The organism is Burkholderia sp. HI4860 (assembly GCF_002223045.2).
Lineage (GTDB): Bacteria > Pseudomonadota > Gammaproteobacteria > Burkholderiales > Burkholderiaceae > Burkholderia.
Window position 1 is genome coordinate 1,490,132 of sequence record NZ_NKFO02000003.1, and the last position, 25,245, is coordinate 1,515,376.

Genomic DNA, 25,245 nt, shown 5'->3' on the forward strand with positions numbered 1-25,245 from the left:
TTATTTGCACCCTTTGGAAGGATTGGCCATCCACGTCTTTTGCTGCCCGTCTTCTTGCCAGTTATATTGGATCGTCGCACCTGACTGCAAAGCCCGTGCGTTCATCTTGCCCTTGCAAGATGTACATGGTGGGTACTGTCCGTCGATGATCATATGATCTCCAGGCGCTAGTGGAACTTGCGAAACCGCACGCGCCTCAGTATGAGTAGCAAGAGTACTCTGCGGAAATCCTAAAGCCTTTTCCTCTGGCGTCATGTTACCGCTTTGAAATACGCCACAGTGCCTTTGGGAGCCCTCCGCGCTGCGAACGGTAACTTGAGCCGTATGCGTCCCTTTCCCTGATCCGAAACGAGCCAACCCTAGCGGATCAATCCAATTCACAGAATTGGGCGCGTACTGCCACCGATTCAGGCCACCGGCGAGCCCGATGGGATCCTTGCTGACGAACCGCCCGCTACTCGGATCGTAATACCGATATCGGTTATAGTGCAGTCCCGTTTCGTCATCAAATTGCTGCCCCTGGAACCGCAGTGCACTTCGAGGAGTAATCCCCGCCGCCTTCGACGCCCGCGCGATCACCTCCCGCGCTTCCCCCCACGCCTTATACGACGCCTCCCACACCACATCGCCTTCATCATCCGTCAGCAATTGCGGCGTGCCGATCTGGTCGCAGTGGTAATAGAACGCGTGCGCCTCACCCACCCGTTCCGGCAACCGTTGCAACGGATCGTCTTCCGGTACATAGCGATCGGTCTCACGGCGTGACGGCGTCTCGAACCCGTCTACCGATGCACTTACGTATTGCACCATCGGCACGAACGAACCCGCTTCGTAAAGGTAATGCGTGCTGCCCTGCTCCCCGCTCTCATACGCCAGCGTGTCGCCATCCCACCCGAACACCGTGCGCTCGCCGTTCACCTCTTTCGCAATCCGACGGCCCAGCGCATCGTAGTAGTACCGCGACTCGCTCCTGCGAGCGACCTCGTCAACCGTCGCTGCAGTCATCCGATTGAGCGCGTTCCACTCGTAACGCTGCTCACCCGCTGGCGATCTGCGATGAACGAGATTGCCGCGCGCGTCGTACGCGAAATGCTCCCCCGCGTATTGCTTCAACAAGTTGCCCAACACCTTGGGCACTTCCGCGGGGAACGTGCTCTCCGTAGCACGTACCGGACTCGGCCGGCTCTCCGTGCGAGGCGCTTCAACACGTGCCGGGTCGATGATGTTGCTCGCCGGATCGAACGCGAACCGCTCCTTGCCCGCCGGACCAATCGACTCCAGCAACCGTCCGACCGGATCGTAACGATAGTCCGTCAACCCTCTGCGATTGTCTTCAATCTGCACGAGCTGGCCGGCCGCATCGTAGCGATACCGGCGCTCTGCCAGCGGCGCGGGTGCATTCGCACGCTGTACCGTGCGCTGCGCCAACCTGCCTGCGCGATCGTATGCAGTGTGTTGATCGATCTTGCTCGGCAGGGTACGTAATATCTCGCGATGCAGATCATCCCGCTCGATCTGAACGAGTTCCTTGCCGTCCAGCATCAGCCCGTGGACGTGTCCCGAGCCATACGTGAGCCAATCGACAGCATGGCCGTCCGGCCGGACCGTTCTGATGCGGTTGCCGATTTCGTCGTACTGGTGATGCCACACGAAACTCCGGCTCGCGCCGAACAGGTCGTAAGCGTGATGCTCACGCACCAGATTGCCGACCGGGTCGAAGAACCGTTGAACGCGGCTATATCGATTGCCGGCCTCGATCAATCGTCCCAGCGGATCGTAGGCGAAACGCTCTGCCTCTTCGCCGACCGACCGGCCATCAAGCCGCCCACCGCGATCGTAGGACATCGTCATGACCTGTCCCGCCTCGTCGACCGACTCGAGACGGCTGCTCGCCTCGTCATACGAATAGCGCGTGGCCTTCCCGTCGAAATCGATCTCCTCGATCAATCGGCCTGTTGCGTCATAGCGGAACGTGTAATTCGCGTGATTCTGGTCGGTCAGTCCGACGATCCGACCGAGCCGGTCATAGCGATACGACAGCGATTGCCCCAATGCATCGGTGCGGATATTGATACGCCCGCTCGCGTCGTAGCCGTAACGCGTGTTGCGGTTCAGCGGATCGATATGCGTCAGCAGACGCCCTTCCGCGTCGTAGCTCAACTGCTCGCGCCCCGCCGGCGACACGACTTCGATCAACTGGCCATTCGCACCATAACGGTATGCCGTTACCCCACCCTCTGCATCCTTCGCTTCCGAAAGGCGCCCCTGGGCGTCATACGCCCACTGCGACGTCTTGCCCGAGCAATCGGTATAGCTGATCAACCGGCCGACGTCGTCATACTTCAGCGCTTTTGCGCCCCCCTTGGCATCCTTGATCCGGGTAAGCAGTCCTCGATCGTCGTACGCATACTCGGTCTTGTGGCCGAGCGGATCGACCTCCGCAACCATGTTCCCCGCGTCGTCATATTCACGCAGCCACGGGTGCCCAAGCGGATCGGTCACGCGAACGAGTTGGTCCTTCTGGTCATACGCCATCTCGACCACGCTGCCGTCGGTACGTTGATGGCGGACGAAGTTGCCGCGCGCATCGTATTCCATGCGCTCAACGGTACCGTCGCGATGGATGTACTGAACGAGTTTGTCGTTCGCGTCCCGATACATCCACTCTTCGCTACCGTCCGGATGAATCACACGGAACGAATAACCCTTGCTGTCGTAGTAGTGGTGCGTGACATTGCCAAGCGCATCGGTCACGCTGACCATCCGGAAGTCCGGATGCCACGCGAGGCGAACCTCATCGCTGCCGTCATCGGCGTATTCGCGGAAGCATTTTGCCTTCGGCCCGTCACCGTTCCACTCGAGGTTCACACCTCGACCGGTGCGATCGGTATATCGCGTCACGAGGTGATGTCGATAACGGTATTCGCGGCGATTACCGTAGCGATCCGTCGCCCCGATCAAGTCGTTCTCGTCGTCGTACTCATAGTTCGCAAGCGTGCCGACGTATTCGCCTTGTGCGTCATGATGAGTGACGCCAACGATCCGCCCTCGCATGTCATGTCGGAACGCAACCTGAACGTGCGGTGCAATCAGGCGATGCAACCGCCCTTCCGCATCGTAGTCGAGCGTCACCTGATTGCCGGCGCGGTCCTTGACGAATGCGAGACGGAACACGTTACCGTGCCGCTCGTACGCTTCGAGCAACACATGCCCGCGCGTCACGGTCAGCCACTGCTCGTCCAGCCGCAACAACGTTTGCCCCTCGGAAAGATCATCATGCGCACTTCCGACGCGGAGCAGCGGGTATTCGATACTTCGTCCGGCGGCGTCGTGATAGACGAGCTTTTCTGAGGCAATATCGAAACGAGTCGTATACGGCGTAATCCAGCGTGCGCCCAGTTCGCCATGCTCGTCGTTCGCGTCGAAGAACGATCGATAGGTACGCGCCCAGACAATGGGCAACGGCCCGTCGATCGTGAAATCTTCGTGATTGATCTGCTCGTCGCCGAGCGCGAATCCGATTGAATTCAGGGTGGCGGCAGGTGGCGTCTTCACCGGGGTATGTGTCAGGCAGCAATTCGGCCCCGGATGATGCGCTTCAGTGGTTTTTTGAACCTCGTCAATTCGATGCTGCGCACGCGTCTCATTGACCTTCGCCGTCGTGTGTTCCTGAATCCCCGTCGTCTGCGGCTTCGGATTGCGCTTGTGCCAGCTCCGCATGCCGTCTTCACCGATCGTGATGATCCACCCGATCTTGCCCGCATCGTTCCCATCGAGCTCGCGAATGCACTTCTGAACCGTCGGAATCCGCTTGTAGATATCGTCAGCGAAGAGCTGCAGCTTCTTCGTCGAATTCGGGTCGATCAAATCGGCGGCCGAGGTCACCGTGTTGATAGCGATCTTCCCCTCGACCTTGCGGATATCCGAGAGGAATCCCCCGATATTGTCGAGAACCTTCCTGCCGTCATACGCAACGATAGCCGCCCCGACACCCTTCAGATGCGACCCGGCCGACTTCACGTTGTGCCCGACTTCGTACTTTTTCCCCGCCGCGTGGGCGAACACGTCGGCAATAGCCTTCATCAGATCGCCGATGAATTTGGCGCAGTGGTCGAGCAGTTCCTTCAGCCCATCACGTATCACCTTCAGGAATTTCTCGATCTCGCCCGCGTAACGCTCCTGCACGTTCGCCACCATCGCCGAGATGATCGAATCGCGCAGCGCCAGCATGGCAGCCTCCCCCGCTGCCTTGCCGCTCTCGACGACCTTCTGTCGAATCAGCTTCAGCACCGGCCGCGCGCCGAGCCGAAGCTCGGCGGTGGCCGGCGGCAGCGGCACGACCCCGATCAGGTCGAGACCGAGGTTGACCCAGTCGAACATGTCGATCGGTTTGTCGCCATGCTCGATCATCGCCTTGATATCGAGCACCGCATCGACTGCCGCAAAGATATTGGCCAGGACCGGCACGTTCTCCGCGACCGTCTTCAGCCGGCCGACGTTGACGACGCCGCCGCTGACCTTGATCAGCCACTTGTCGAATGAATCGATGCCGGCTTGTACGTCGGCCTCCGTGATCTTCATGATCGGAGACACGAACACGTCGGTAGGTTTGGGTTGAAGGACGCCCGCAGTGGTCATGATTTTTCTGTTCTCGAATAGGTGAAAGGGGCGATGCTCAGCTCATTTTCAGCACGGCTGCGGCGCTACGCGCCGTCTGCGCGAGACCGCTGACCTGCTGAGCGGCGGCACTCAACTGGCCCGCTTGCGACAGCGCCGCCTGCGCTCCCGCCGGCAGCATATTGGCCGCAGCCTGCTGTGCGATACCGAGGCCCTGGCCTGCCACCGCCTTCGCCAACGCGGCTCCGCCCTGCGACGCCGAGCTCGCCAATCCCACGACCGTTTTCGCCGCACCCAGTGCATTCGACGCACCCGCCGGCAACATGCCGCCTACCGCCTGTTGCGCCATGCCCACGCCTTGACCAACGGCGGCCTTCGCCAGCGCCGCGCCACCCTGCGTCGCCGCACCGGCCAGGCCCGTCAGCGCGCCGGCGGCACCGCCTGCTGCCGGCAAAAACGAACCGAGCTGCGCCTGCGCGGTTTCCGCGGCGCCTGCCGCCGGCGCCGGATTGCCCGGCCACGGCGCCACATCGAACCGGCTCGACTGCTGATCCTGCGAGCGGGGATCCTCCCCGAACTTGACCTGCACCGCCCCCGGTGGCAGACCGCTCACGATCATGTGCCCGTTGTTGTCGAGCGCTCCTTTCTTCAATAGCCCGCCATTCGCATCGAACACCGAGAACAAGCCGCCCTTCACCGGTTGGCCGTTCCCGTACGTATGCAACAACTCCAACTGCCCCGGCTGATCCGGCCGCGGGCTCGGCAACGGATACCCCATGCTCGCCGGCCCCGCGAACGTATGCGACGCCCCCTTCACATCCACCGCGCCCGGCGTATGAATCTCGATGTTCCCGCCTTGAATGCGGATATACCCGCCGCCGCTCGTCAGCAGGATCCCCTGATCGGCCGCGATCTCGATCCGGTCCGTCGCCGACACCACCTTCACCGCCTTCTGCGCGGTCACCTCGATGTTGTCCGACTGCGCCTGGATCTCCACCTTGCCCTTGCCCGCGAACAGCTTCATCCCCGCGTTCTGCACGAACAGGCTCAGCTTCTGCCCGATGCTCCCGATCAGCGACTTGCCTGCGGCCACATGCACGCTCTGCCCGCTCGCCACGTTCACGTGATCGTTCGCGACCACATGCACCGACTGCTGCGTCGACATCCCGATCCCCGACGGGCTGCCGAACAGCATCACCGGCTCCTTGAATGCGTTCGCGTTACCTGTGCCGCCGCCGGCCGTACGCCCGCCCGACGCGCTACCCGATGCGCTGTCCTGCGTCGCATCCGTGAACGCGCGCATCGTGTCCTGCGCGTCCTTCAGGCTTTCCGCCTGATGCTGCTCGCTCACGCCCGACATCGCCTCGACGAGGCTCTCGCCCGTCACGAGTTGCTGCTGCGCTTCCTTCACGTCGAGCGGCTGGCTGTTCGCCGCCTTCGGATGCGTCGTCACGTACAGGCCCTGGCTCGCCCGCACCGCGCCATACGCATCCGAGCGCAAGTCGAAGCCGCTGCCGAGATACGACCCGCGCGAATTGCCGTTCTGGTCGATGATGTAGCCCAGATGCAGCAGGCTGTTCGCGCTGCTGCTCATCAGCTGCACGCGGTTCTGCCCGGTCGCGTCGTCCATCACGAGCTGGTTGTAGCCGCCGCCCGAATACTCCTTCGACCGATACCCGGACAGGATCCCGTCGGTATGCCATTGCGGCTGGTTCGCGCCGTTGTACACGCGCCCGACCGCGAGCGGCCGGTCGCAGTCGCCGCCCACATAATCGATCAGCACTTCCTCGCCGATGCGCGGCACGTGCACGCCGCCGTAGCCGCCGCCCGTATCCGACTGCACGACGCGCACCCAGCACGACGCGTTCTCGTTACCCGGGTTCAGGCGATCCCACACGAACTGCACGCGGATCCGGTTCAACTCGTCGGTATAGACTTCCTCGCCCTGCGGCCCGACGACGATCGCCGTCTCGAGGTGCATCTCGGGCTTGTGATGCTCGAACGGGCTGCGATACGGCACGCTCACGCGCTGCGCTTCGACTTCGACGAGATAGAAGCCGGCCGATCCGTCGTCGTGCTGCACGCGAAACGCGGGATCGGTACCGTAGTTGTCCTGTGCCTGCGTCAACGCTTCGCGCAGGCTGTACGGAAAGTCCGCGCTGTCGCTTGCGACGGGCAGATTGTTCTCGATCCACCACGTCACCTCGATCGCGGCGAATTCACGCTGATCGGCGGGATCGCGATCGTGCTCGGGATGGTCGGCCAGTGTGAAGCGCCGGCCGGCATCCATCGCGCGCACCCCGCCTGCAGCATGGAAACGCTTCGCCCGCGACTCCCACTCCTCCATCTTGACCTTCGTCAGATGGTCGCCGCGCGTCTGGTCGAGATACGTGTAGGCGCCCGTGTACTCGTAGACTTCGAGTTGATCCGGCAACTCGCCCTGGCCGCCCATCGTCGGCAGCGACGTGCCTTTCGGGTTCGACGGCTGCGACGGATTCTTGTAGTCGAACGTGCGCGTCGTGCGCGTCACGCTCTGCAGTGTGCGCGTACCCGACCATTGCGTGAACGCGTCGGGTTCGCTGGCCGCGTCGCCGCGATAAAAACGCACGGCTTCCGGCGACAGCGGCGCGAACGCCTGCAGGTTGTCGGTGATGACGAGCGTATGCGACTTGCCGTCGTCGGCCTGCTGCCATGCGCAGTAGAGCCCCTCGTTCTCCATCAGCCGATGCACGAAATGCCAGTCGGTGTCGTGCTGGCGCGTGTAGGAGCGGTTCGGCAGCGGCTTCGTCAGCGCGAAGCGGAAATGCCCCTGCGCCTGCGGGTGCTGGTTCAGCACGTCGCTGATGATCTGGTCGACGGTCGTGTCGTTCCAGAGACGCTGATCGCGACGAAACTTCAGGAAGTGGGTGAAATCGGCGAACGCGAGCTGATAGGTCGTGAGCCCACCGTCGGCACCGAGCCGGCGCGCGGTATGCACATAGCCATTGATCGGCCGGTAACCAAGATCGCCTTGCTGGATCCACAACGTGACGGGCTGGGCGATCAGCTTTTTAAGTTCCACATCGCTGTCGGTCGACAGCACGTCGAGCGTGAACTCGTATGCGCGCCCAATACGTGAGCGACCGACTGCCCGCTGAACGGTCAGGACGTTGGCCCCCAATGGCGTATCGAGCTTCAGCAACCGGTCCTGCTGAAGCAACCCGCCGCGCAACGCGGCGATTGTGTTCTGCATGTTCATGAACGGCCTTTTTTCTTTTGACACGCCCTCGGATGGCGCGAGCATTCGGTTTTGCTCGCGCGATTTTACAGACAAAACTTCGCAAACTCTCGAATCTGACCTGATTTAAACGAGCAGAATCCGACCCGCCCGCGTGCCACGCTGGCGGACGGCAACCATGCCCGCCGTGCCGCACATCGATGAAATCGCTTTCAATCAGGGCCAATTCGACTTCCGGCGCGGCCCGGTTGCGAGTAGTGTCTACGTGCCCGTCTTGCGGCCCGCCGCGCCCCACCCGGCGCCGGCGCTCACCCACACCACGCTGACCACTGGAGATCTGCGATGAAACGTTCGAAGTTCCTGCTGTCGGGCCTGCTGCTTGCGTCGGCCCTCGGCTTTACGGCCGTTGCCGCGCACGCGGAAGACCTGCTCGATTCAGTGAAGAAAGCCGGCGTGCTGCGCGTCGGCCTCGAAGGCACGTATCCACCGTTCAACTCGCGCGGCACGTCGGGCCAGCTCGAGGGCTTCGACGTCGACGTCGCGAACGCGGTCGCCGGCAAGCTCGGCGTGAAGACGCAGTTCGTCCCGACCGAATGGAGCGGCATCATCGCGGGCCTGCAGGCCGGCAAGTTCGACGTGATCGTCAACCAGGTCACGATCACGCCGCAGCGCAAGGAAGCCCTCGACTTCAGCCAGCCGTACACGTACTCGGCCGCGCAGCTGATCCAGCGCAAGGACGACTCGCGCAACTTCAAGTCGCTCGACGACTTCAAGGGCAAGAAGCTCGGCGTGACGCTCGGCACCAACTATGACCAGATGGCGCGCACCGTGCCCGGCATCGAGGTGCAGACGTATCCGGGCGCGCCGGAGAAGCTGCGCGACCTCGCCGCAGGCCGGATCGAGGCGACGCTCGACGACCGCCTGATGCTGCCGTACATGATCAAGACGTCGAACCTGCCGCTGCGCGCGGGCGCGGTGCTGAACGGCGGCAAGCAGGAAATGGCAATTCCGTTCCGCAAGGGCAACCCGAAGTTCGAGAAAGCGATCAACGACGCGCTCGATTCGCTGCACAAGGACGGCACGCTGAAGAAGATCTCGATGCACTGGTTCGGCAGCGACGTGACCGTCCCGGTCGCGCAGTAAGCGGCCCGGCGCTTCAACGCGTCACGCCCTTCGTCTCGACGAAGGCGTGACGCCTCCCCTCAAGCCGCTTCGTCGAAGCGCGCCAGCAGCATCTGGCCGATTGGTGTCAGCGCCGGGCGCGCGGCCACGGCATTCATACGCACCTGCGTATCGTCGACCAACCGCTTCTCGACCAGCACGGCGAAGGCCGGATTCGACGGATCGACGCTGTCCGGCGCACGCGCGACGCGCAACAGCATCGAGAATTCATGCGGACTCAGCATGGTCTCTGTCTCCTGATCGTCCGCGGCCCGGTTCGAACCGTCGTCGATCGTATTTTCGAATGAAATGGCGCGATGCATGACCGCTGCGCCGCCGGGAGCGAGATCCCGGTCGGCCCCCACCTGCGACGCGGGCACGTCGTCGCGAGCGGGTTGCGCACGTTCCCGGTCCGGCAGTGCCGCCACGACGGGAACGTGCAACGTTATGGGCGCCCCATGACGCGACCGTGACAGGAAAACGGGGCGCAAATTGGTGCACGTCACACGCCGTTTCGGTTCGAGGGCGCCACGATTGACGAAGACGGGCCGTATCGCCTGTCAGGCCGTCAGCTGCCCGCTCGCCGGCTGTTTCGCACCCCTTCATCGCGGATCGACCGAATACGGAAAACTCCCCCGCTTCGATCCGTTCGCATGGCGCATGCAGCGCACGACCACGTTCACCGCGCGCCCGAGTGTCATCCCGACGAGCACGCCCCATACCGCGAACGACAACATCACGAAGCCGCCCGTCGCCGCCCACGGCGCATGCACGGCGACTGCGTAATGGATGCCCGTTTCGGCGACGAACGTCAGCATCAGCGTGACGAGCAGGCTCGCATCGCCAGGCAGGCGCACGCGCAGGCCCGACGAGGCCGGACGGAACGCGAGCCGCCACCGGCTTGCGTGCAGCCAGCCCAGCGCCGCGCCGCCCAGGACGGCCGCCAGCGCGACTGCGTTCGCGTCGATGCCCGCATGCGGAATGCGCCCGTTCAGGCTGACGATGCCGAGCATCCCGAACGCGACCGGCGAGATCAGCGGTCGGACAGCCGGCACCTCGCGCGGGAAACAGCGCTTGATGCCGATATAGAGCAGCACGCAGAACATCACGTACACGTAAGGCTTCAGGTGAAGGAGCGCAGACATGGTCGGAGTCGCCTGATCGGATTGGACACGGCAACACCGTACTGCGCGATTCCGACAGGCGGCGGGGTTTGCGACGGGCGGCCGGAATTCCCGGACGAGTGGCGCGTCGCGGCGATGATCGTTCGGCTGATCGGGCAGACCGGTTGTCACGGGGCGGCGCTATGGAGCCAATGCGGGGTCGGCATAAGGGCGCCACTTGAGGGGCGGCACATAGGCGCCAGTCCAAGGGCGGCGTAATGGCGCCACGTTAGGGGCGGCGCATAGGCGCCAGCAGCATCAGGGCGAGAACGCGGTTCGAACTTTCCGAGTCGGTACGCTCCGTTCTTTTTGAACGGAGCGTCCATGGCCAACAGGAGGTTCGAATTGTTTGAATACCGCCAAGTCCTTGTCCGCATGCGGCAAGGCGATTCTGACCGCGACATCGCGCGCGGCGGTTTGATGGGGCGCAAGAAGCTGACGACCGTGCGCCGCGAGGCTGAAGCGCGTAGTTGGCTGGATCCGGTGCAGCCGCTGCCGGACGACGCTACGATCGCGGGTGTCTTCGGGCGCACGCCGCACCTGCCGCACACCTGTGTGTCGACGGTTGAGCCATATCGCGAACAGGTCCGCGAATGGCTTGCCGCCGGCGTTCAGGGCACCACGATCCATGCCGCCCTTCAACGCAATCATGGCTACGCCGGCAGCTATTGTGCCGTGAAGCGCATGCTGCGCCATCTGGCTGCCGAGCGCAGCGTGGCCACCACAACGATCCTCGACTTCGCACCGGCCGACGCCGCGCAGGTCGACTTCGGCGCGGGACCCGTGCTGACGGTCGAGGGCATTGCGGTCCGGACGTGGATCTTCGTGATGACGTTGTGCTGGTCGCGCCACCAGTATGCCGAGATCGTGCTGGACCAGACCGTCGAGACGTGGCTCGCCAGCCACCGGCGCGCCTTCGAATGGTTCGGCGGCTGTCCCGACCGGGTCATCATCGATAACGCGAAGTGCGCGATCATCCGGGCGTGTCGATACGAGCCGGCGGTGCAACGCTCGTACGCCGCGCTTGCCGAGGGATATGGATTCCGGATCGACGCCTGTCCGCCGCACGATCCCCAGAAGAAGGGCGTCGTCGAATCGGGCGTCAAATACGTCAAGAAGTCCTTCGTGCCGCTGCGCGAGTTCCGGGATCTGGCCGACGCCAACCGGCAACTGCGCGAATGGGTGATGCAGCAGGCCGGCACTCGTATCCACGGCACCGTCCACGAACGGCCGCTGACGCGCTTCGGCGTCGAGCGCCCGTTGCTCGCTGCATTGCCGGACGTGCCGCCGGTACTGTCGGTCTGGAAGGAGGTGGCGGTCCATCGCGACGGCCACGTCGTCTACAAGCACGCGCTGTACTCTGCACCGTTCACGCTCGTCGGCAAGTCGCTCTGGCTGAAGGCGACCGATACGGTCATCCAGCTGTTCCATCGGCATGAACTCGTCGCAACCCATCCGCGGCAGCGGGCCGGCGGTCGCCACACGGTGCGAGATCACCAGCCGCCCGAAGCGCAGGCCTGGCTCGAGCACGATCCGCAGTGGTGTCTGGCGCGCGCGAAGGAGATCGGGCCGTCGTGCCACGGCGTGATCCTCGCGCTGTTCAACGACAAGGTGCTCGTCAACCTGCGCGGCGCGCAGGGGATCATCCGGCTGCGACAGAAAGTCGGCGATCAGAGGCTGGAAGCAGCCTGCGAGCGTGCGCTCGCGTTCAGCAGCGCGAAGTACAGCACCATCAAGGGCATCCTCGACAAAGGCCTGGACAGCGAACCGGTGCCGCGTCCCGCGTCGGCCCCGACTGGCGCTTACCAGAACGGCGGCCGCTTCGGCCGTGATCTCCAATCCCTGCTGATCCACTGACACCATGAACCCGAGTCCCGAATTGAATTCCATCCTCAAACAGCTGCGCCTGTCCGGCATCCTCGACTCGCTTGAGCAGCGCAACCGTCAGGCGATCGACGGGCAGCTCGCCTATACCGAGTTCCTTGCCATGCTGCTGCACGACGAGGTTGCCCGTCGCGAACACAAGAAGCTCGGCACCCGTCTGCTGCGCGCCGGCTTCGCGATGGGCAAGACGCTCGAGACGTTCGACTTCGACCGGCTGCCTACGTTGAACCGCTCACACGTTCATGATCTCGCGACAGGCCGGTATCTCGACGAGAAGGTCGCGATCCTGATCGCCGGTCCAACCGGCACCGGCAAAAGCCACTTGGCCCAGGCGCTGGGCCACTGCGCCGCCCGCCAAGGCCGCGATGTGCTGTTCATCTCGCAGACCGAGCTGCTCAAGCGATTGAACGCCGCGCGCGCCACCGGCGCCTATGACCGCAAGTTCCAGCAGTACGCCCGGGTGCCGCTGCTGATCGTCGATGACTTCGCGCTCAAACCGCTACGTACCCCGCAGGACGAGGACTTCCACGATCTCGTCGCGGCCCGCTACGAGCACGCGGCGACCATCCTGACGTCGAATCTCGACTTCGGTGAATGGGGCGCCGCGTTCCCCGACAACCGCATCCTCGGCACCGCCACACTCGACCGACTACGCCACGGCGCCTACCGGCTCGTCCTCGAGGGCGACAGTTACCGCACCCCGAAACCGATGCCAGATCCCCCTCAAAATGCAGTTGCCAAAAACGGCAAAAAACCGCAACCTTGAAACCGTTCGAATCCGCGTTTTACCCCCGGTTCTGCTGGCGCCATTACGCCGCCCATCCCCGGCTCCTTTACGCCGCCCCGCGACACCGGTGCACCCACGCATCCGGAGGCCGGCAACTTCCGAACCAACAGGCCGGCCTTTGACGAGCCGGCCGGCGCTTCATGCTCGACACGACGCCGGCCGCGCCCAGTGTCCTTCCGCAGCCCCTTCCACTACACTCGTGACGGAAACCGGCCAACCGTCGGCAGCCGACGCGCTTCGTCGCGGCCGCGCACCGTTCGTCGCAATGCGTGCGCAGCCGGCCCGCCCGGCAGTAAGGTCAAGACCATCCGCGCATCGCGCGCCCTCCTCACCCGACACCATGCGAGCCACGTCCGACCCTTCGCCGCTTTCGCAGTCACCCGCCGGCGCGGCGCCGCGATTGCTGCGCGATCCGGCCGCACTGCTCGCCTTCGCGTGCTTCAACTCGGTCGTCGGCCTGGGTTTCTGGGCGCTTCATTTCCGGGAACCGCTGTTGCCCGACCTCGTCGTCGCCAACGCGATCGGTTTCTGCGCGCTGCTGCTCAGTCACGCCGCCGACTGGCTCCTGCCGCGCAAGCCGGGGCTCGCGCTCAAGGCTATCGTGATCGCACCGGCCAGCGTGCTCATCGGTTTCGAGATCACGGCAGCGATCATCAGCGGAAACGTGCCGCACGTGTTCGGGCGCGCCCGCATCGGCACGTGGGACAACTACGGGCCGTCGTTTCTCATCTCGGCGATCCTGTTTGTGTGCGTGTCGCTGTTCCTGCAGTCGATGCGCATGCGCGCGACGCTCGAGACCGAGCGCCGCGAAGCCGCCGAGGCGCGCCAGGCCGAGACGGCCGCGCGCCTGGCGCTGCTGCAGGCGCAGATCGAGCCGCACTTCCTGTTCAATACGCTCGCGAACGTGCAGAGCCTGATCGAGCGCGATCCGGCGCGCGCGTCGACGATGCTCGACAGCCTGAACCGCTACCTGCGTGCGAGCCTGCGACGCACGCGCGATGCGACGTCGACGCTCGGCGAGGAGCTCGAGCTCGTCGACGCGTTGTTGAAGATCGCGTCGATCCGGCTCGGCGAACGGCTGTCGTATGCGATCGACGTGCCCGCGGATCTGCACGCGCTGCCGTTCTCGCCGCTGCTGCTGCAACCGCTCGTCGAGAATGCGCTGCTGCACGGGATCGAGCCGTCGATCGACGGCGGCGTGATCGTGATTCGCGGCAGGATGCGCGGCGACAGCCTGGAACTGAACGTGATCGATACGGGCGTCGGCCTCGGCAAAGGCGACACGCGCCTGCATGGCGGCGTCGGCCTTGCCAACGTCGCCGCGCGCATCCGGACGCTGCACGGCGAGCGCGGCCGCGTCTCCGTCGAGACGAACGCCGCCGCCGCGCATGGCGTCACCGCAACCCTGCTGATTCCGATCGACTGACATGCCGACCGCTCTCATCGCCGACGACGAACCGAACCTGTCCGCCTCCCTCGCACAGCGGCTGGATCAGCTCTGGCCCGAACTGGATATCGTCGCGATGCCGCGCAACGGCATCGAAACGCTGGCTGCGCTGAACGCGTCGCCGCGCCCGGACATCGCGTTTCTCGACATCCGGATGCCCGGCATCGACGGGCTGAAGCTCGCGGCACTCGCGCCCGACGTGCATGTCGTGTTCGTCACGGCCTACGACGAATACGCGGTCGACGCGTTCGAACGTGCGGCGGTCGACTATCTGCTGAAGCCGGTGACGGACGAGCGGCTGCTGCGCTGTATCGCGAAGCTGCAGCGCGGCGGGCCTGCGCTTGCGCAGGGCGATGCGCTCGCGCAGGCGGCTCAAGCGCGGAACGCGGCGCCGATCCGCTGGCTGACGGTAGGCATGAAGGATGCGACGCGGCTCGTCTCGGTCGACGACGTGCTGTACTTTCAGGCTTCGGAGAAGTACACGGAAATCGTGACGGCCAGCGAACGGCTCGTGATTCGCACGCCGCTGAAGGAACTGATGCAGCGGCTCGATCCCGAGCGGTTCGCGCAGGTGCATCGCGGCGTGATCGTTGCGTACGCAGCGATCGATCGTGTCGAGCGCGATCTGTTGGGACGGTTGCGGATCCGCGTGCACGGGCAGCGAGAGATGCTGCCGGTCAGTCGGGCGTATGCGGGGTTGTTCAGGCAGATGTGATGCAGATCGGGGGGAATGCCTGTTCAGCAGCCCCGCTGGAAACTGGCCTGAAAGCGACGAAGGGCTACGAGACAAGATCTCGTAGCCCTTCGTTCAATGTGGTGCCGGCTGCAGGACTCGAACCCGCCACCTGATGATTACAAATCATCAAGATGGTATATTTCTCGGCGTTGACTCGAATTCCGAAAATCGCCGAAACCCAGTAGATACGGGCTACACACCGAATCAACTCGTTTATCCGCGTTGACACGAATCGCTTTAAAACTACAAAATCCGGTTACACAGCGGTTACATGGATGTCCGTGTAACTCTTCCATAGGATGTCGACGGTGGCCAAGGTCAATTTCACGGTGGGAAGGGTCAAGGGACATAGCTGCCCTGCTGGCAAATCCCAGGCGTTTTTGTGGGACAGCAGTGCATCCGGCCTCGGCCTTCGTGCCACGGCTGCGGGCACACTGTCTTACATTTTTCAGGGTAAGCTGAACGGCACAACGGTGCGCGTCACAATCGGCTCGCCAAAGGATTGGGGCATTGACGATGTACGTGATGAAGCCCGCCGCCTGCAACGGCTGATTGACGCCGGCAAAGACCCCCGTGAGGAAGCCGCCGACCAGCGCGCTGCCCTAGCCGCACGAAAGGCCGAAGCCGAGCGCCAGGACGTAACGTTCGCTGACGCCTGGACAGCTTACGTGGCCGACCTTGAAGCGAAGCCCTCTCCGAAAACGAAGCGCCTTCGCAGCGCTCAGTACATCGAGGACCACCGTAAGTTAGCCGCCCCCGGTGGCGCGAAGAAGAAGCGAGGAAAGGGGCTGACGAGCCAGGGCCCGCTGCATGCGCTTATGCCAATGAAGCTGTCGGACATGACCGGCGACGCGATTGCCGGGTGGATGGAAGACGAAGTTACCGAGCGGCCGACCAGCATCGCTTATGCGTACCGCATGTTCAAAGCCTTTGCGGGCTGGTGCGAGGGTCAAACGAGATTCCAGAAACTGCTGCCGAACGACTGCTATTCATCGCCGAAGGTGACGGCCCTGCTACCAAGCGTGAAAACGCCGGAAGGCGACTGCCTGGAACGCGAACAACTGCCTGTCTGGTTTAAGGCGGTGCGTGCCCTTCCCAACCCGGTGGCCGCCGCTTACCTACAAGGCCTTCTCATCACCGGCCCGCGCCGCGAGGAATTGGCCGAGCTGCGCTGGGAAAACGTCGATTTACGCTGGAACAAAATAAAGCTGCGCGACAAAGTCGAAGGCTCCCGCACCATTCCGCTAACGCCGTATTTCCGCTCGCTACTACTCGAACTGAAGCGAATCAACGATACGCCGCCGAGCGTCAAGCAGCTTCAGAGAATGGTAGAGGCTGGACAGCCATGGCAGCCATCACCCTGGGTGTTTCCAAGCGATGCATCGGAGAGCGGGCACATCGAGGAGCCGCGCTTCGCACATGAGTCCGCCATTAAAGAGGCCGGCCTGCCGCATGTGACGCTGCAAGGTCTACGCCGCTCGTTCGGCACGCTGGCCGAATGGGTAGACGTGCCCGCCGGTGTCGTGGCCCAGATTCAAGGACACAAGCCCAGCGCCCTGGCAGAAAAACACTACCGCCGCCGCCACATCGACTTACTGCGCGACTGGCACACACGCATCGAAGCGTGGATGCTCGAACGAGCGGGTATCGACTTCAAGCCTGAACAGGTTCAGCAAGATTCTTCGGCGCTATAGTGACCATGCCTCGAAGGATGCGGTCCAAAGTTGGCCATGCAGAAAGCGTGGCCAACTTGGCCAACGTGACCATTCCAACTGAATGTAGTCTCAGTAATACTCTGGATTCGCTTCGTGCTCGCAGCACTTAGATTTACGCTGGAAACGCCCGCCCTAAGTCAGTGTAAATCGGTCTAAGCTCGTCAGGCGTCAGCGGCCAGCGTTCGGCGGTCACGGCAGGTGCGGAATCCGCCATAAGATACGCCAGAAGTATCCACGGTTGGCGGAAAAGATAATGCGTCGCCGCGCGGCCTCGGACCCGCTCGGCAATGAACGGTTTCTGAACGAGCAGCTCCGTCAGACGTTGGCGCAAGTCTGCGCCCATGTTCTGGCGAAATGCTTGCAATACAAGCCGATTGCTTAGGTCCGTCTGAGGAGCAAAACCGATGTGCTCCGAGTAGACCGTAGCCAAAGTATCAAGCGCTTCACGCTCGGCCTTGGTTGCCGAATTAAGTTCATCTACAGCACTGATAAAGTAGTCATCGACCGCCTCAATCAGCGCCATGCTCTTTGCGACAGTCCGCTCCACCGTCTTGGCTACTTCGGACCCTGGCTCACGCTTATAAATATTGTCGTGCGTCAGTTCGCTGTGCGCATGTTGCAGTAGTGTCCGAATCTGCACTTCGCATGGCGTGTCTTTCTGAATCTCTATGTCGGATTCCGTACGAAATGTTTCTGCAGCCTTCAGGACATAGTGCGTCGACTGATACGTGAACTCCAGTGGCCTGGTTTCGCGTTCTGCTTCGTAGTCCCTATCGAGACTACATGTCCACCTAGTAGATTGCTCGATGACGTGCTGAATCTTCTTGATGTCCGAGGTAAGCAAAACGACGAAACGAACGCCAACCTTATCCTCGATATTGACGTACGGGTCTGCATACGGCTTGTTTCGATGAAAAGCTTTGCCGATGAGGGAGTCGTCCGTTTTCGTTCGGGGTTCCGGCGGAATCTTGAGAAAAGCGTGCGCGTCGAAGCGGTCTACCGTCGCGTGCAGACCGTCAATAATCTGATTCTTGACGAATAGCCCCCAAGCGGCGTACGACTTCCGCTCGGCGTGCCATCGTTCAAGGAATTCAGATTCGGTCATTCTTGCGTAGAGATTCGGTCTTTGATGATTACCTGCGTCCACTTCGGCGTGACGCCTTCCTTTGCTTCGCCGTCGATTAGCGACACTGTAACCAGCTTGTCGAACGAGTCGGCGGGACCGCTGATACGGACGCGGCTAGCGAAATTGAGTCGGCGCAATTTCATCGCCGACGCGACTTCGGTCGTGTCCTTGTTGACGGCGACTTCCGGAAACCCTTTTTCGACCATGTACGCGCGATAGGCGTCGCGCGCCTCTGCGTCTCCGAAATACGCATCTGCGAAAGAAGCGATTCCGACAGTCGGTGTCTGGTCCGCACGCAAATACGTTACGAGCGCGTTATGCAGCACGATTTTTTCTTCCTCGGGCTTGTCCACCGCCTGGATGAAAGCCTTCGTCAAGTCGAAGAATTGTAGCGTCTGACGTGCACTAGACTGGGGAAAACCCAGCCCCAAAAATCCATCGTAGAAGTACTTGGCTGCGCCGTAACGGTTGGCCACCGTCAAGGTTTCATCATAGATGTACGCGTCCCAGCCCTCGGGAAATTCGCCTGCGGCCGGCTCCTGCGGTTGCATGAAAAGTCCGACCTTATAGAGCTTGGTCTGCGCGGTCAGCATAAGTGACTTCAAGAACTTGAGCTTCGGCTTCTCACCCGCGGCTTCGCGTTCCCGCATGAACCCATTATGCACTTCAGCTTTGATGACGCCAACCAATCGGCGCGCCGGATGACCAGCAGTACCGCTGAACACGACGACTACACCACCGGGTAGATTTCGGTTCTTTTGTTCGTCGGCGAGCTTATCAGCGATGCCCCGAGACGCAGCAATGAAGCCTGCATCATCGGCATCAAGGGCTACGGATGCGCGGTGGACAAGGCTTTCCGCGCTTGCTTTTACGATGGACATCTGGACGCACCGCGTCGCGCTTGTCATGGCCGTTACAACGCGGTCTCGAAGAGCCTCGGATGCTTCGTCATCCAGCACCTCGAGTTCATCTCCAAACTCGGGTTGCACCTTGTTCCCGTCATTCCCCCGCTTGAAAACCTCATGCAAGACGACCCGTGAAATCGTGAGGTTGAGAAGCTGCATCGACCCTCCAGCCTTATATTTATGAGGCCCCGCGCGAATTTAAGCGCCAGAGCGCGGGTTATTGTAACTTGGCCATATCTTCAGCATGGACAAGTTGGCCAACATGGCCAGGTTGCTACACTGCCACCCAATCCGCCGACAGCGTTTCCGCCTGTGACAACACCGTATCCGTCGCTTCCTCCTGTCGGTCGGGCGGATACTTGTAGCGCTTAAGCAATGTCTTGACCATCACGCGCAGCTTCGCGCGCACGGTTTCGCGTTTCGCCCAATCGACCGTCACCGAGCCGCGCAGCTTCACGACCAGCTCGACCGCGATTTTCTTGAGCGTATCGTCGCCGAGTTCGCGCACCGCTGCCTCGTTGGTTGCCAGCGCATCGTAAAAGGCCATCTCGTCGCTGTTCAGCCCCAAGCGCTCGCCGCGCTCGGCAGCTTCCTGGAAAGCCTTGGCCATCTCGATAAGCTCCTCGATGACCTGCGAAGTCTGCACCGTTCGATTGTTGTAACGCGTCAGGCTCTGCTGCAACAGTTCCGAGAACTTCGCGCTCTGCACCACGTTGGTCTTGAAGCGCGACTTGATTTGGTCTTTCAGCAGACGCTCCAGCAGCTCGACTGCCAGGTTGCGCTGCTTCATGTGCCGCACGTCATCGAGAAAGGCTTCGGACAGCACGCCGATGTCCGGGCGCTTCAAGCCTGCGGCCGAGAAGATGTCGATAACCTCGTCGCTGACCACCACGCTGCTGATGATTTGCCGCAGCGCGTGCTCCTTCTGCTCGTTGGTCAGAGTTTTGTTGACGTTCTCGCTCTTGGCGATGGCGGCCTTGACCGCCTGAAGGAAGGCCAGCTCGTCGCGGTATTGGAGTGCGGCATCGAGCGTGCAGCAGAGCGCGAACGCTTGGCCCGCAGCCAGGACGGCATCCGCAAAGCGTTTCTTGCCGTCCTTCTGTCCGAGCACGTGGTCGGCTACGGCCGGCAACAGTTGCCATGCCTGCGTGCGGAACCCCGCGTAATCGACGCCGTACAGCAGGTCGTGCAGCACGTCCATCTTTTCCATCAACACGGCCAGTGCTTCGCGCGCGTCGATGGTCGGCCGGCCGCGTCCGTTGGCCTGTGTGTAAGTCGCCAGTGCCGCTTTCAGCTCGTTCGCAATGCCGATGTAATCGACCACCAGGCCGCCCGGCTTGTCTTTGAAGACCCGGTTAACGCGTGCGATGGCCTGCATCAGGTTATGGCCCTTCATCGGCTTGTCGATGTACATAGTGTGCATGCACGGCGCATCGAAGCCCGTGAGCCACATATCGCGCACGATAACGAGCTTGAACGGGTCGGACGTGTCCTTGTAGCGAAGTTCGAGTTTCTTGCGGATGTCCTTCGGGTAGATGTGCGGCTTGAGCAACGCCTTGTCAGACGCCGAGCCGGTCATCACGACTTTGATGACGCCCTGCATCGGGTCGTCGCTATGCCACTCGGGGCGCAGCGCGACGATAGCGTTATACAGGTGCACGCAGATGTCGCGGCTCATCGCGACCACCATCGCCTTGCCGTCCAGCGCGGCCAGGCGGTTCTCGAAGTGGGCCACGATGTCGGCAGCGATTTTCTGGACGCGCGGCGGCGCACCGACAATCTTCTCCAGCGCAGCCCATCGGCGCAGCGTGGCGACCTTCGATTCGTCGTTGGCCTCGTCTTCGGTCAGTTCGTCCACCTGGTCGTCGAGGTCGTCGGTGTCGGCCTCTTTCAGTTCCAGCGCAGCCAGGCGGCTTTCGTAGTAAATCGGCACCGTCGCGCCGTCCTTCACGGCCTGCTCGATGTCGTACACATGCACGTAATCACCGAACACGGCACGCGTGTCGCGGTCGTCGAGCGAAACCGGCGTGCCGGTGAACGCCACGAAGGTGGCACCTGGCAGCGCATCGCGCAGGTACTGCGCATAGCCGTAGCGCACGGCCGAACTGGCCGATGAGGTGCCGTCCTTGCCGGCGTTCGTCAGGCGCGCATCGAAACCGTACTGGCTGCGGTGTGCCTCGTCGCAGATGACGACGATGTTGTGCCGTTCGGAAAGCACCGGAAACGTGTCCTCGTCCTCGCCGGGCGTGAACTTCTGAATGGTCGTGAAAACGATGCCGCCGGACGGGCGGTTGGCGAGCAGACGGCGCAGTTCGGTGCGCGTATCGGCCTGCACGGGCGTTTCGCGCAGTAGTTCGCTGGCTCCGGCGAACACGCCGAAAAGCTGGTTGTCGAGGTCGTTGCGGTCGGTGACGACCAGCAGCGTCGGGTTCTGCATCTCCGCGCTGGCCATCAGCGCGCCGGCCAGGCAGGTCATTTCGATACTCTTGCCCGCGCCCTGCGTGTGCCAGACGACGCCGCCCTTGCGCGAGCCGCCGGGGGCCGAGGCGTGCAGCACGCTATCGACCACGGCGCGCACGGCGTGGAACTGGTGGTACGCAGCAATCTTCTTGACGAGCGTGCCTTCGTCCTCGAACAGGATGAAGTGGTGCAGGTAGTCGAGCAGGTAATCGCGGCGGAACAGGCCATGCGTGAGCGTTTCGAGTTCGCGCATCGTGCCGAGCGGGTCGGTTTCGCGGCCGTCGATGGTGCGCCAGGCCAAGAAGCGTTCCTTGCTCGACGTGAGCGAACCCATGCGGGCCGTGGTGCCGTCCGAGATGACCTGTATCGCGTTGGCGTGGAACAGGTCGGGAATGTCTTCCTGGTAAGCCTGAAGCTGATTCCATGCGCCCCAGATGTCGGCATTCTGGTCGCCGGGGTTCTTCAGTTCGACCACGACTATCGGCAGACCGTTGAGGAACAGCACGACATCGGGACGGCGGGTTTTCTTCGCGCCTTGGATGCTGAACTGGTTGACGGCCAGCCAGTCGTTCGCGGCCACGTCGGAGAAATCGGCCAGGCGCACGCGGTCGCCGCGCGTCTCGCCGTCCTTTTGGAACTCGACCGGCACGCCATCGACCAGCCAGCGGTAGAGCTGGCGATTGGCGTTGACGAGACCGGGGACGTTCGGGTTCAGCACATGGCGCAGCGCGTCGTCGCGCGCGGCGGGCGGGATATGAGGGTTGAGCTTCGCAACGGCAGCAGCCAGGCGATGACGCAGGACGACATCGCGGTACGTGTCGCGTTCGGTGCCGGGCGTCTTGCTGTCGGGCGGGGAAATGTCGGGGCCGTGAGCGGTTTGCCAGCCGAGGTCGGCCAGCAAGCTAAGCATGGCCTGTTCGACTGCATCCTCGCTGATGACGCTCATGCCAGTGCCTCGTTCATTTGCGCCTCGGCTTCGGGGAGACGGAGTTTGCCGGTGACTAGGCGGGGTAGCAGCGTGTCGCGCAGTTCTGTCAGTGCCATCGCTTGCCGCTTATTTTCAAGAATTCGTTCGAACATTTCTGCAACGCGCTTGTGAAACACTTCAACTAGAGTTGCTGTGGGAGTCAGCACAGGCAGCGCTTTGATGACTTTTGAGTTCGTAGCCTCAGCAATAGAAGAGGTGCTGCCAAGGCTTTTATAATCGAAATTCTTGAGATAACAATATGTGAACGTGAACGGCGGGGATGACTCATTAGCCGTGAAGTGAGCAATGGCCTCGTTAGTTGCCATAGACCCGTCGGTAATCGTCAGTCGCCCCACAGTTAACTTGAAACTCATCAGCACTGTATGAGTTGGCGCAACTCGCACATTGAACCGAGAAATGGCATCCGCCGTCAGATATTCGGACGTTTTTGAAGCGAATATGCCTTCGTCGCCCATATCCTTGATGGATAGCCAGCGTACATCTCTGCTATCCACCGAGAACCATTGAGACTCCTTCCGGGGCGGTGTCTTGCCAATTCCAATATTGAATAGCTCCTGTGCTTGACAATAAGTCCAACCTGCCGGAATCTCTCCCACCGCAGAATCCTCGAACGAGTCGGGAAACAGCGCAGCGGTATCGGCGTCCATGCCTTCCGGCACACGACCCTCGGCTTTTGCTCGAACCGGGTCGAAGTCAATGAACCAGCTTTTGAACAGAGCTTGGGCGATGGCTTCTAGCGTGGCGTTAGTTTGGCGCAGGAGGTCGATGCGGTCGTCGAGGAGACGAAGTAAAATCGCGACTTCTCGCTGATGCGTCAAGGAAGGGACGGGTACCGATAAGCGAATCAAATCCGAGCCACGAATGCCCGCAGCACCAGCTCCTTGCTCGACGATAGCATCCATTACCACCCGACCTTCGGGAGAGCGGAAGTAGTAGAAATAGAATTCAGGAACCGCCTCATCTGGATTGAGTCGGCATCGAATCAAATGCGATTCGAACACGGTGGGTTGCTTGTTACCGAGAAAAATAGAACATTGGCCTGCGCCATCTCGGACCAAAGACTGGCGAGCAAACAGCAAATCACCGGACTTCAGCAGAAAATCCTTTTCCTTTTCAGACACCGGCACAAGGTCCATGTCGATGTCGAAAATTCGAGGGTTCGCAAAAAGCTCCCCCATATTGACCATTGGCAAGCCGGAGCCACGGACCTTTTTTGGCCTAGTCAGCCCATTCTTGGATGGGCATGAAAGCAACTCACCAAAAGGGCGATATTCATACTGCATATCCAAGCCCCGCCAGTTTCTCGCGAATCACCACATCCAGTTCCGCTCCTTTCGCCATCTGCTCGGCAAGCTCCGCAGTCAGACGTTCCATCTTCTCGCCGAACGCCTCGTCGTCGTCTTCGGCTTCCTCCGCGCCGACATAGCGGCCAGGCGTGAGTACATATCCGTGCTCGGCAACCTCGGCCGCCGGCACCGAACGACAGAAGCCAGGCACATCGGCATATGGCGCGTCAGCCCCGTCCTCGCCATCCGCGCGCCAGCGGTGCACGGTCAAAGCAATGCGCGCAATGTCCTCGTCATCGAACACGCGTAACACGCGCGATTCCATCCGCCCGAGCTTGCGCGCGTCAATGAACAGCACTTCGCCGCGCCGGTCGCGGCTCGGCTTGCCTCCAGGAACCGGCGTCCCGCTTTTGTCCTTCGCGAGGAACCACAGGCACGCCGGAATCTGCGTATTGAAGAAAAGCTGCGGCGGCAACGCGACCATTACGTCGACCACGCCGGCCTCGACCATAGCGCGGCGAATCTCGCCTTCGCCGTTCTGCGAGCTGGACATGCTGCCGTTGGCCAGCACCACGCCCGCCTGCCCGCGCGGACTCAAGTGATGCAGGATATGTTGCAGCCACGCATAGTTCGCGTTGCCGGCCGGCGGCACGCCATACGCCCAGCGTCGGTCGTCGGCCAGCCGCTCGCCGCCCCAATCGCTGATATTGAATGGCGGATTGGCGAGCACGTAGTCGGCGCGCAAGTCGGGGTGCTGGTCGCGATGGAAGGTATCGGCCGGCTCCTTGCCGAGGTCGGCCGCGAAACCGCGAATCGCCAGGTTCATCGCCACCAGCCGCCAGGTGGTCGGGTTGGCTTCCTGGCCGTAGATGCTGATGTCGTCCGCCTTGCCGCCGTGCGACTCGATGAATTTCTCGGACTGCACGAACATCCCGCCCGAACCGCAGCAGGGGTCATACACGCGCCCCTCGTGCGGAGCCAGCACTTCGACCAGCACGCGCACAACCGAGGCCGGCGTATAAAACTGTCCCCCTTTCTTGCCTTCCGCCGTCGCAAACTGGCCAAGGAAGTATTCGTACACCTCGCCGAGCAGGTCCTTTGCGTGGTGGCCTTCGCCGAAACCGACCGTCGAAATCAAGTCCACCAATTCGCCAAGCTTGCCTGGTTCAAGCTGCGCGCGACCGAAACGCTTGTCGAGAATGCCCTTGAGGCTCTTGTTATCCGCCTCGATAGCTTCCAACGCCGAATCAATCCTCACGCCGATGTCCGGCTGCTTGGCTTGCGCGCGTATAGATTCCCAACGCGCGGATGCCGGCACCCAGAACACGTTGGCCATCGTGTAGTAGTCGCGTTCTTCCAGGGCTTCGGCATGGTCGGCAGCATCGGGCAGATACAGGTCGTCTTCCTGGTTGCCGAACGCCGCCGCGAGCTGCGCGCGGCGTTCGTCGAACGCATCGGAGATGTACTTCAGGAAAATCAGGCCGAGCACGATGTGCTTGTACTCGGCGGCATCCATCGACGAGCGCAGCTTGTCGGCTGCGGCCCAGAGGGTTTTCTTCAGGTCTTGGTTCACGGACAGAGCGGAATAATGGTCTCGGCCAAGATAATAGTCCCATCGGATGGGACTCGTCATGCTTGGCGCACCGCAATCGGCCGATATTCCTATCTGACGCGTCAACCCCAACACGACTTCACAAAAACCCCACGACTGCCGATATACGGTATTGGGCCATGTTGGCCAACTTGTCCAACG

The 25,245-nt window shown here is 62.1% G+C and carries 15 protein-coding genes; 6 read left to right on the top strand and 9 right to left on the bottom strand.

The genetic code is table 11. The features are described from left to right. Together CFB34_RS22185 and CFB34_RS22190 are read right to left on the bottom strand one after the other, a co-directional pair. Positions 1 to 4,638, bottom strand: coding sequence for an RHS repeat-associated core domain-containing protein (locus CFB34_RS22185; RefSeq protein WP_179243603.1), 4,638 nt, complete (start codon positions 4,636 to 4,638; stop codon positions 1 to 3). Between the two features lie 37 nt (positions 4,639 to 4,675). Next, the gene (locus CFB34_RS22190; protein ID WP_089439093.1) at positions 4,676 to 7,855 is read right to left on the bottom strand and encodes a type VI secretion system Vgr family protein; all 3,180 of its coding nucleotides are present in this window, start codon (positions 7,853 to 7,855) and stop codon (positions 4,676 to 4,678) included. Positions 7,856 to 8,176: 321 nt separating this feature from the next. Here CFB34_RS22190 and CFB34_RS22195 point away from each other — a divergent pair, with 321 nt between their 5' ends. Then, positions 8,177 to 8,977 carry a transporter substrate-binding domain-containing protein gene (locus CFB34_RS22195; protein WP_089439092.1) on the top strand — a complete coding sequence of 267 codons (801 nt, stop codon included), beginning with the start codon at positions 8,177 to 8,179 and terminating at the stop codon, positions 8,975 to 8,977. Positions 8,978 to 9,036: 59 nt separating this feature from the next. Here CFB34_RS22195 and CFB34_RS22200 read toward each other — a convergent pair whose 3' ends face one another. Together CFB34_RS22200 and CFB34_RS22205 are read right to left on the bottom strand one after the other, a co-directional pair. After that, a complete protein-coding gene (locus CFB34_RS22200) occupies positions 9,037 to 9,240 on the bottom strand; it encodes a hypothetical protein (RefSeq protein ID WP_011350748.1) in 204 nt (67 codons plus the stop codon). A gap of 357 nt (positions 9,241 to 9,597) precedes the next feature. Then, positions 9,598 to 10,140, bottom strand: coding sequence for a hypothetical protein (locus tag CFB34_RS22205; RefSeq protein WP_089439091.1), 543 nt, complete (start codon positions 10,138 to 10,140; stop codon positions 9,598 to 9,600). Positions 10,141 to 10,503: 363 nt separating this feature from the next. Between CFB34_RS22205 and istA the strand changes: the two genes are divergently transcribed. The 5 genes from istA (at position 10,504) to CFB34_RS22230 (ending at position 16,706) form a co-directional block, all read left to right on the top strand. Then, the gene (istA, locus tag CFB34_RS22210; RefSeq protein WP_027809980.1) at positions 10,504 to 12,015 is read left to right on the top strand and encodes an IS21 family transposase; all 1,512 of its coding nucleotides are present in this window, start codon (positions 10,504 to 10,506) and stop codon (positions 12,013 to 12,015) included. Between the two features lie 4 nt (positions 12,016 to 12,019). Then, the gene (istB, locus tag CFB34_RS22215; protein ID WP_012213993.1) at positions 12,020 to 12,808 is read left to right on the top strand and encodes an IS21-like element ISBmu1 family helper ATPase IstB; all 789 of its coding nucleotides are present in this window, start codon (positions 12,020 to 12,022) and stop codon (positions 12,806 to 12,808) included. Between the two features lie 220 nt (positions 12,809 to 13,028). Next, the gene (locus CFB34_RS22220) at positions 13,029 to 14,255 is read left to right on the top strand and encodes a histidine kinase (protein ID WP_242808694.1); all 1,227 of its coding nucleotides are present in this window, start codon (positions 13,029 to 13,031) and stop codon (positions 14,253 to 14,255) included. A gap of 1 nt (position 14,256) precedes the next feature. Further along, positions 14,257 to 14,991, top strand: a complete 735-nt coding sequence (locus tag CFB34_RS22225) for a LytTR family DNA-binding domain-containing protein (RefSeq protein ID WP_089439089.1) — start codon at positions 14,257 to 14,259, stop codon at positions 14,989 to 14,991. Positions 14,992 to 15,320: 329 nt separating this feature from the next. Then, on the top strand, positions 15,321 to 16,706 hold the full coding sequence (locus CFB34_RS22230) for an integrase family protein (RefSeq protein WP_089439150.1): 1,386 nt from the start codon (positions 15,321 to 15,323) through the stop codon (positions 16,704 to 16,706). 133 nt (positions 16,707 to 16,839) lie between these two features. Here CFB34_RS22230 and CFB34_RS22235 read toward each other — a convergent pair whose 3' ends face one another. The 5 genes from CFB34_RS22235 to CFB34_RS22255 all read right to left on the bottom strand — a co-directional run bounded on the left by CFB34_RS22235 (position 16,840) and on the right by CFB34_RS22255 (position 25,065). Continuing rightward, positions 16,840 to 17,832 (bottom strand): hypothetical protein, encoded by a 993-nt coding sequence (locus tag CFB34_RS22235; protein WP_089439088.1) that lies wholly within the window; start codon positions 17,830 to 17,832, stop codon positions 16,840 to 16,842. After that, positions 17,829 to 18,917, bottom strand: coding sequence for a nucleoid-associated protein (locus CFB34_RS22240; RefSeq protein ID WP_089439087.1), 1,089 nt, complete (start codon positions 18,915 to 18,917; stop codon positions 17,829 to 17,831). The genes CFB34_RS22235 and CFB34_RS22240 overlap by 4 nt, the downstream gene beginning before the upstream one ends. 115 nt (positions 18,918 to 19,032) lie before the next feature. Then, a complete protein-coding gene (locus CFB34_RS22245) occupies positions 19,033 to 22,164 on the bottom strand; it encodes a type I restriction endonuclease subunit R (protein ID WP_089439086.1) in 3,132 nt (1,043 codons plus the stop codon). Continuing rightward, complete coding sequence (locus tag CFB34_RS22250) at positions 22,161 to 23,489, bottom strand: restriction endonuclease subunit S (RefSeq protein ID WP_089439085.1); 1,329 nt, start codon at positions 23,487 to 23,489, stop codon at positions 22,161 to 22,163. The genes CFB34_RS22245 and CFB34_RS22250 overlap by 4 nt, the downstream gene beginning before the upstream one ends. Continuing rightward, positions 23,479 to 25,065 carry a class I SAM-dependent DNA methyltransferase gene (locus CFB34_RS22255; RefSeq protein ID WP_089439084.1) on the bottom strand — a complete coding sequence of 529 codons (1,587 nt, stop codon included), beginning with the start codon at positions 25,063 to 25,065 and terminating at the stop codon, positions 23,479 to 23,481. Before CFB34_RS22255 ends, CFB34_RS22250 begins: the two co-directional genes overlap by 11 nt. Between the last annotated feature and the right edge of the window lie 180 nt (positions 25,066 to 25,245).

Excerpts from the sequence above, each read along its gene's own strand:
- CFB34_RS22185 (WP_179243603.1), bottom strand. The coding sequence starts at position 4,638 with ATGACCACTGCGGGCGTCCTTCAACCCAAACCTACCGACGTGTTCGTG.
- CFB34_RS22190 (WP_089439093.1), bottom strand. The coding sequence starts at position 7,855 with ATGAACATGCAGAACACAATCGCCGCGTTGCGCGGCGGGTTGCTTCAG.
- CFB34_RS22195 (WP_089439092.1), top strand. The coding sequence starts at position 8,177 with ATGAAACGTTCGAAGTTCCTGCTGTCGGGCCTGCTGCTTGCGTCGGCC.
- CFB34_RS22200 (WP_011350748.1), bottom strand. The coding sequence starts at position 9,240 with ATGCTGAGTCCGCATGAATTCTCGATGCTGTTGCGCGTCGCGCGTGCG.
- CFB34_RS22205 (WP_089439091.1), bottom strand. The coding sequence starts at position 10,140 with ATGTCTGCGCTCCTTCACCTGAAGCCTTACGTGTACGTGATGTTCTGC.
- istB (WP_012213993.1), top strand. The coding sequence starts at position 12,020 with ATGAACCCGAGTCCCGAATTGAATTCCATCCTCAAACAGCTGCGCCTG.
- CFB34_RS22225 (WP_089439089.1), top strand. The coding sequence starts at position 14,257 with ATGCCGACCGCTCTCATCGCCGACGACGAACCGAACCTGTCCGCCTCC.
- CFB34_RS22235 (WP_089439088.1), bottom strand. The coding sequence starts at position 17,832 with ATGACCGAATCTGAATTCCTTGAACGATGGCACGCCGAGCGGAAGTCG.
- CFB34_RS22240 (WP_089439087.1), bottom strand. The coding sequence starts at position 18,917 with ATGCAGCTTCTCAACCTCACGATTTCACGGGTCGTCTTGCATGAGGTT.
- CFB34_RS22245 (WP_089439086.1), bottom strand. The coding sequence starts at position 22,164 with ATGAGCGTCATCAGCGAGGATGCAGTCGAACAGGCCATGCTTAGCTTG.
- CFB34_RS22250 (WP_089439085.1), bottom strand. The coding sequence starts at position 23,489 with ATGCAGTATGAATATCGCCCTTTTGGTGAGTTGCTTTCATGCCCATCC.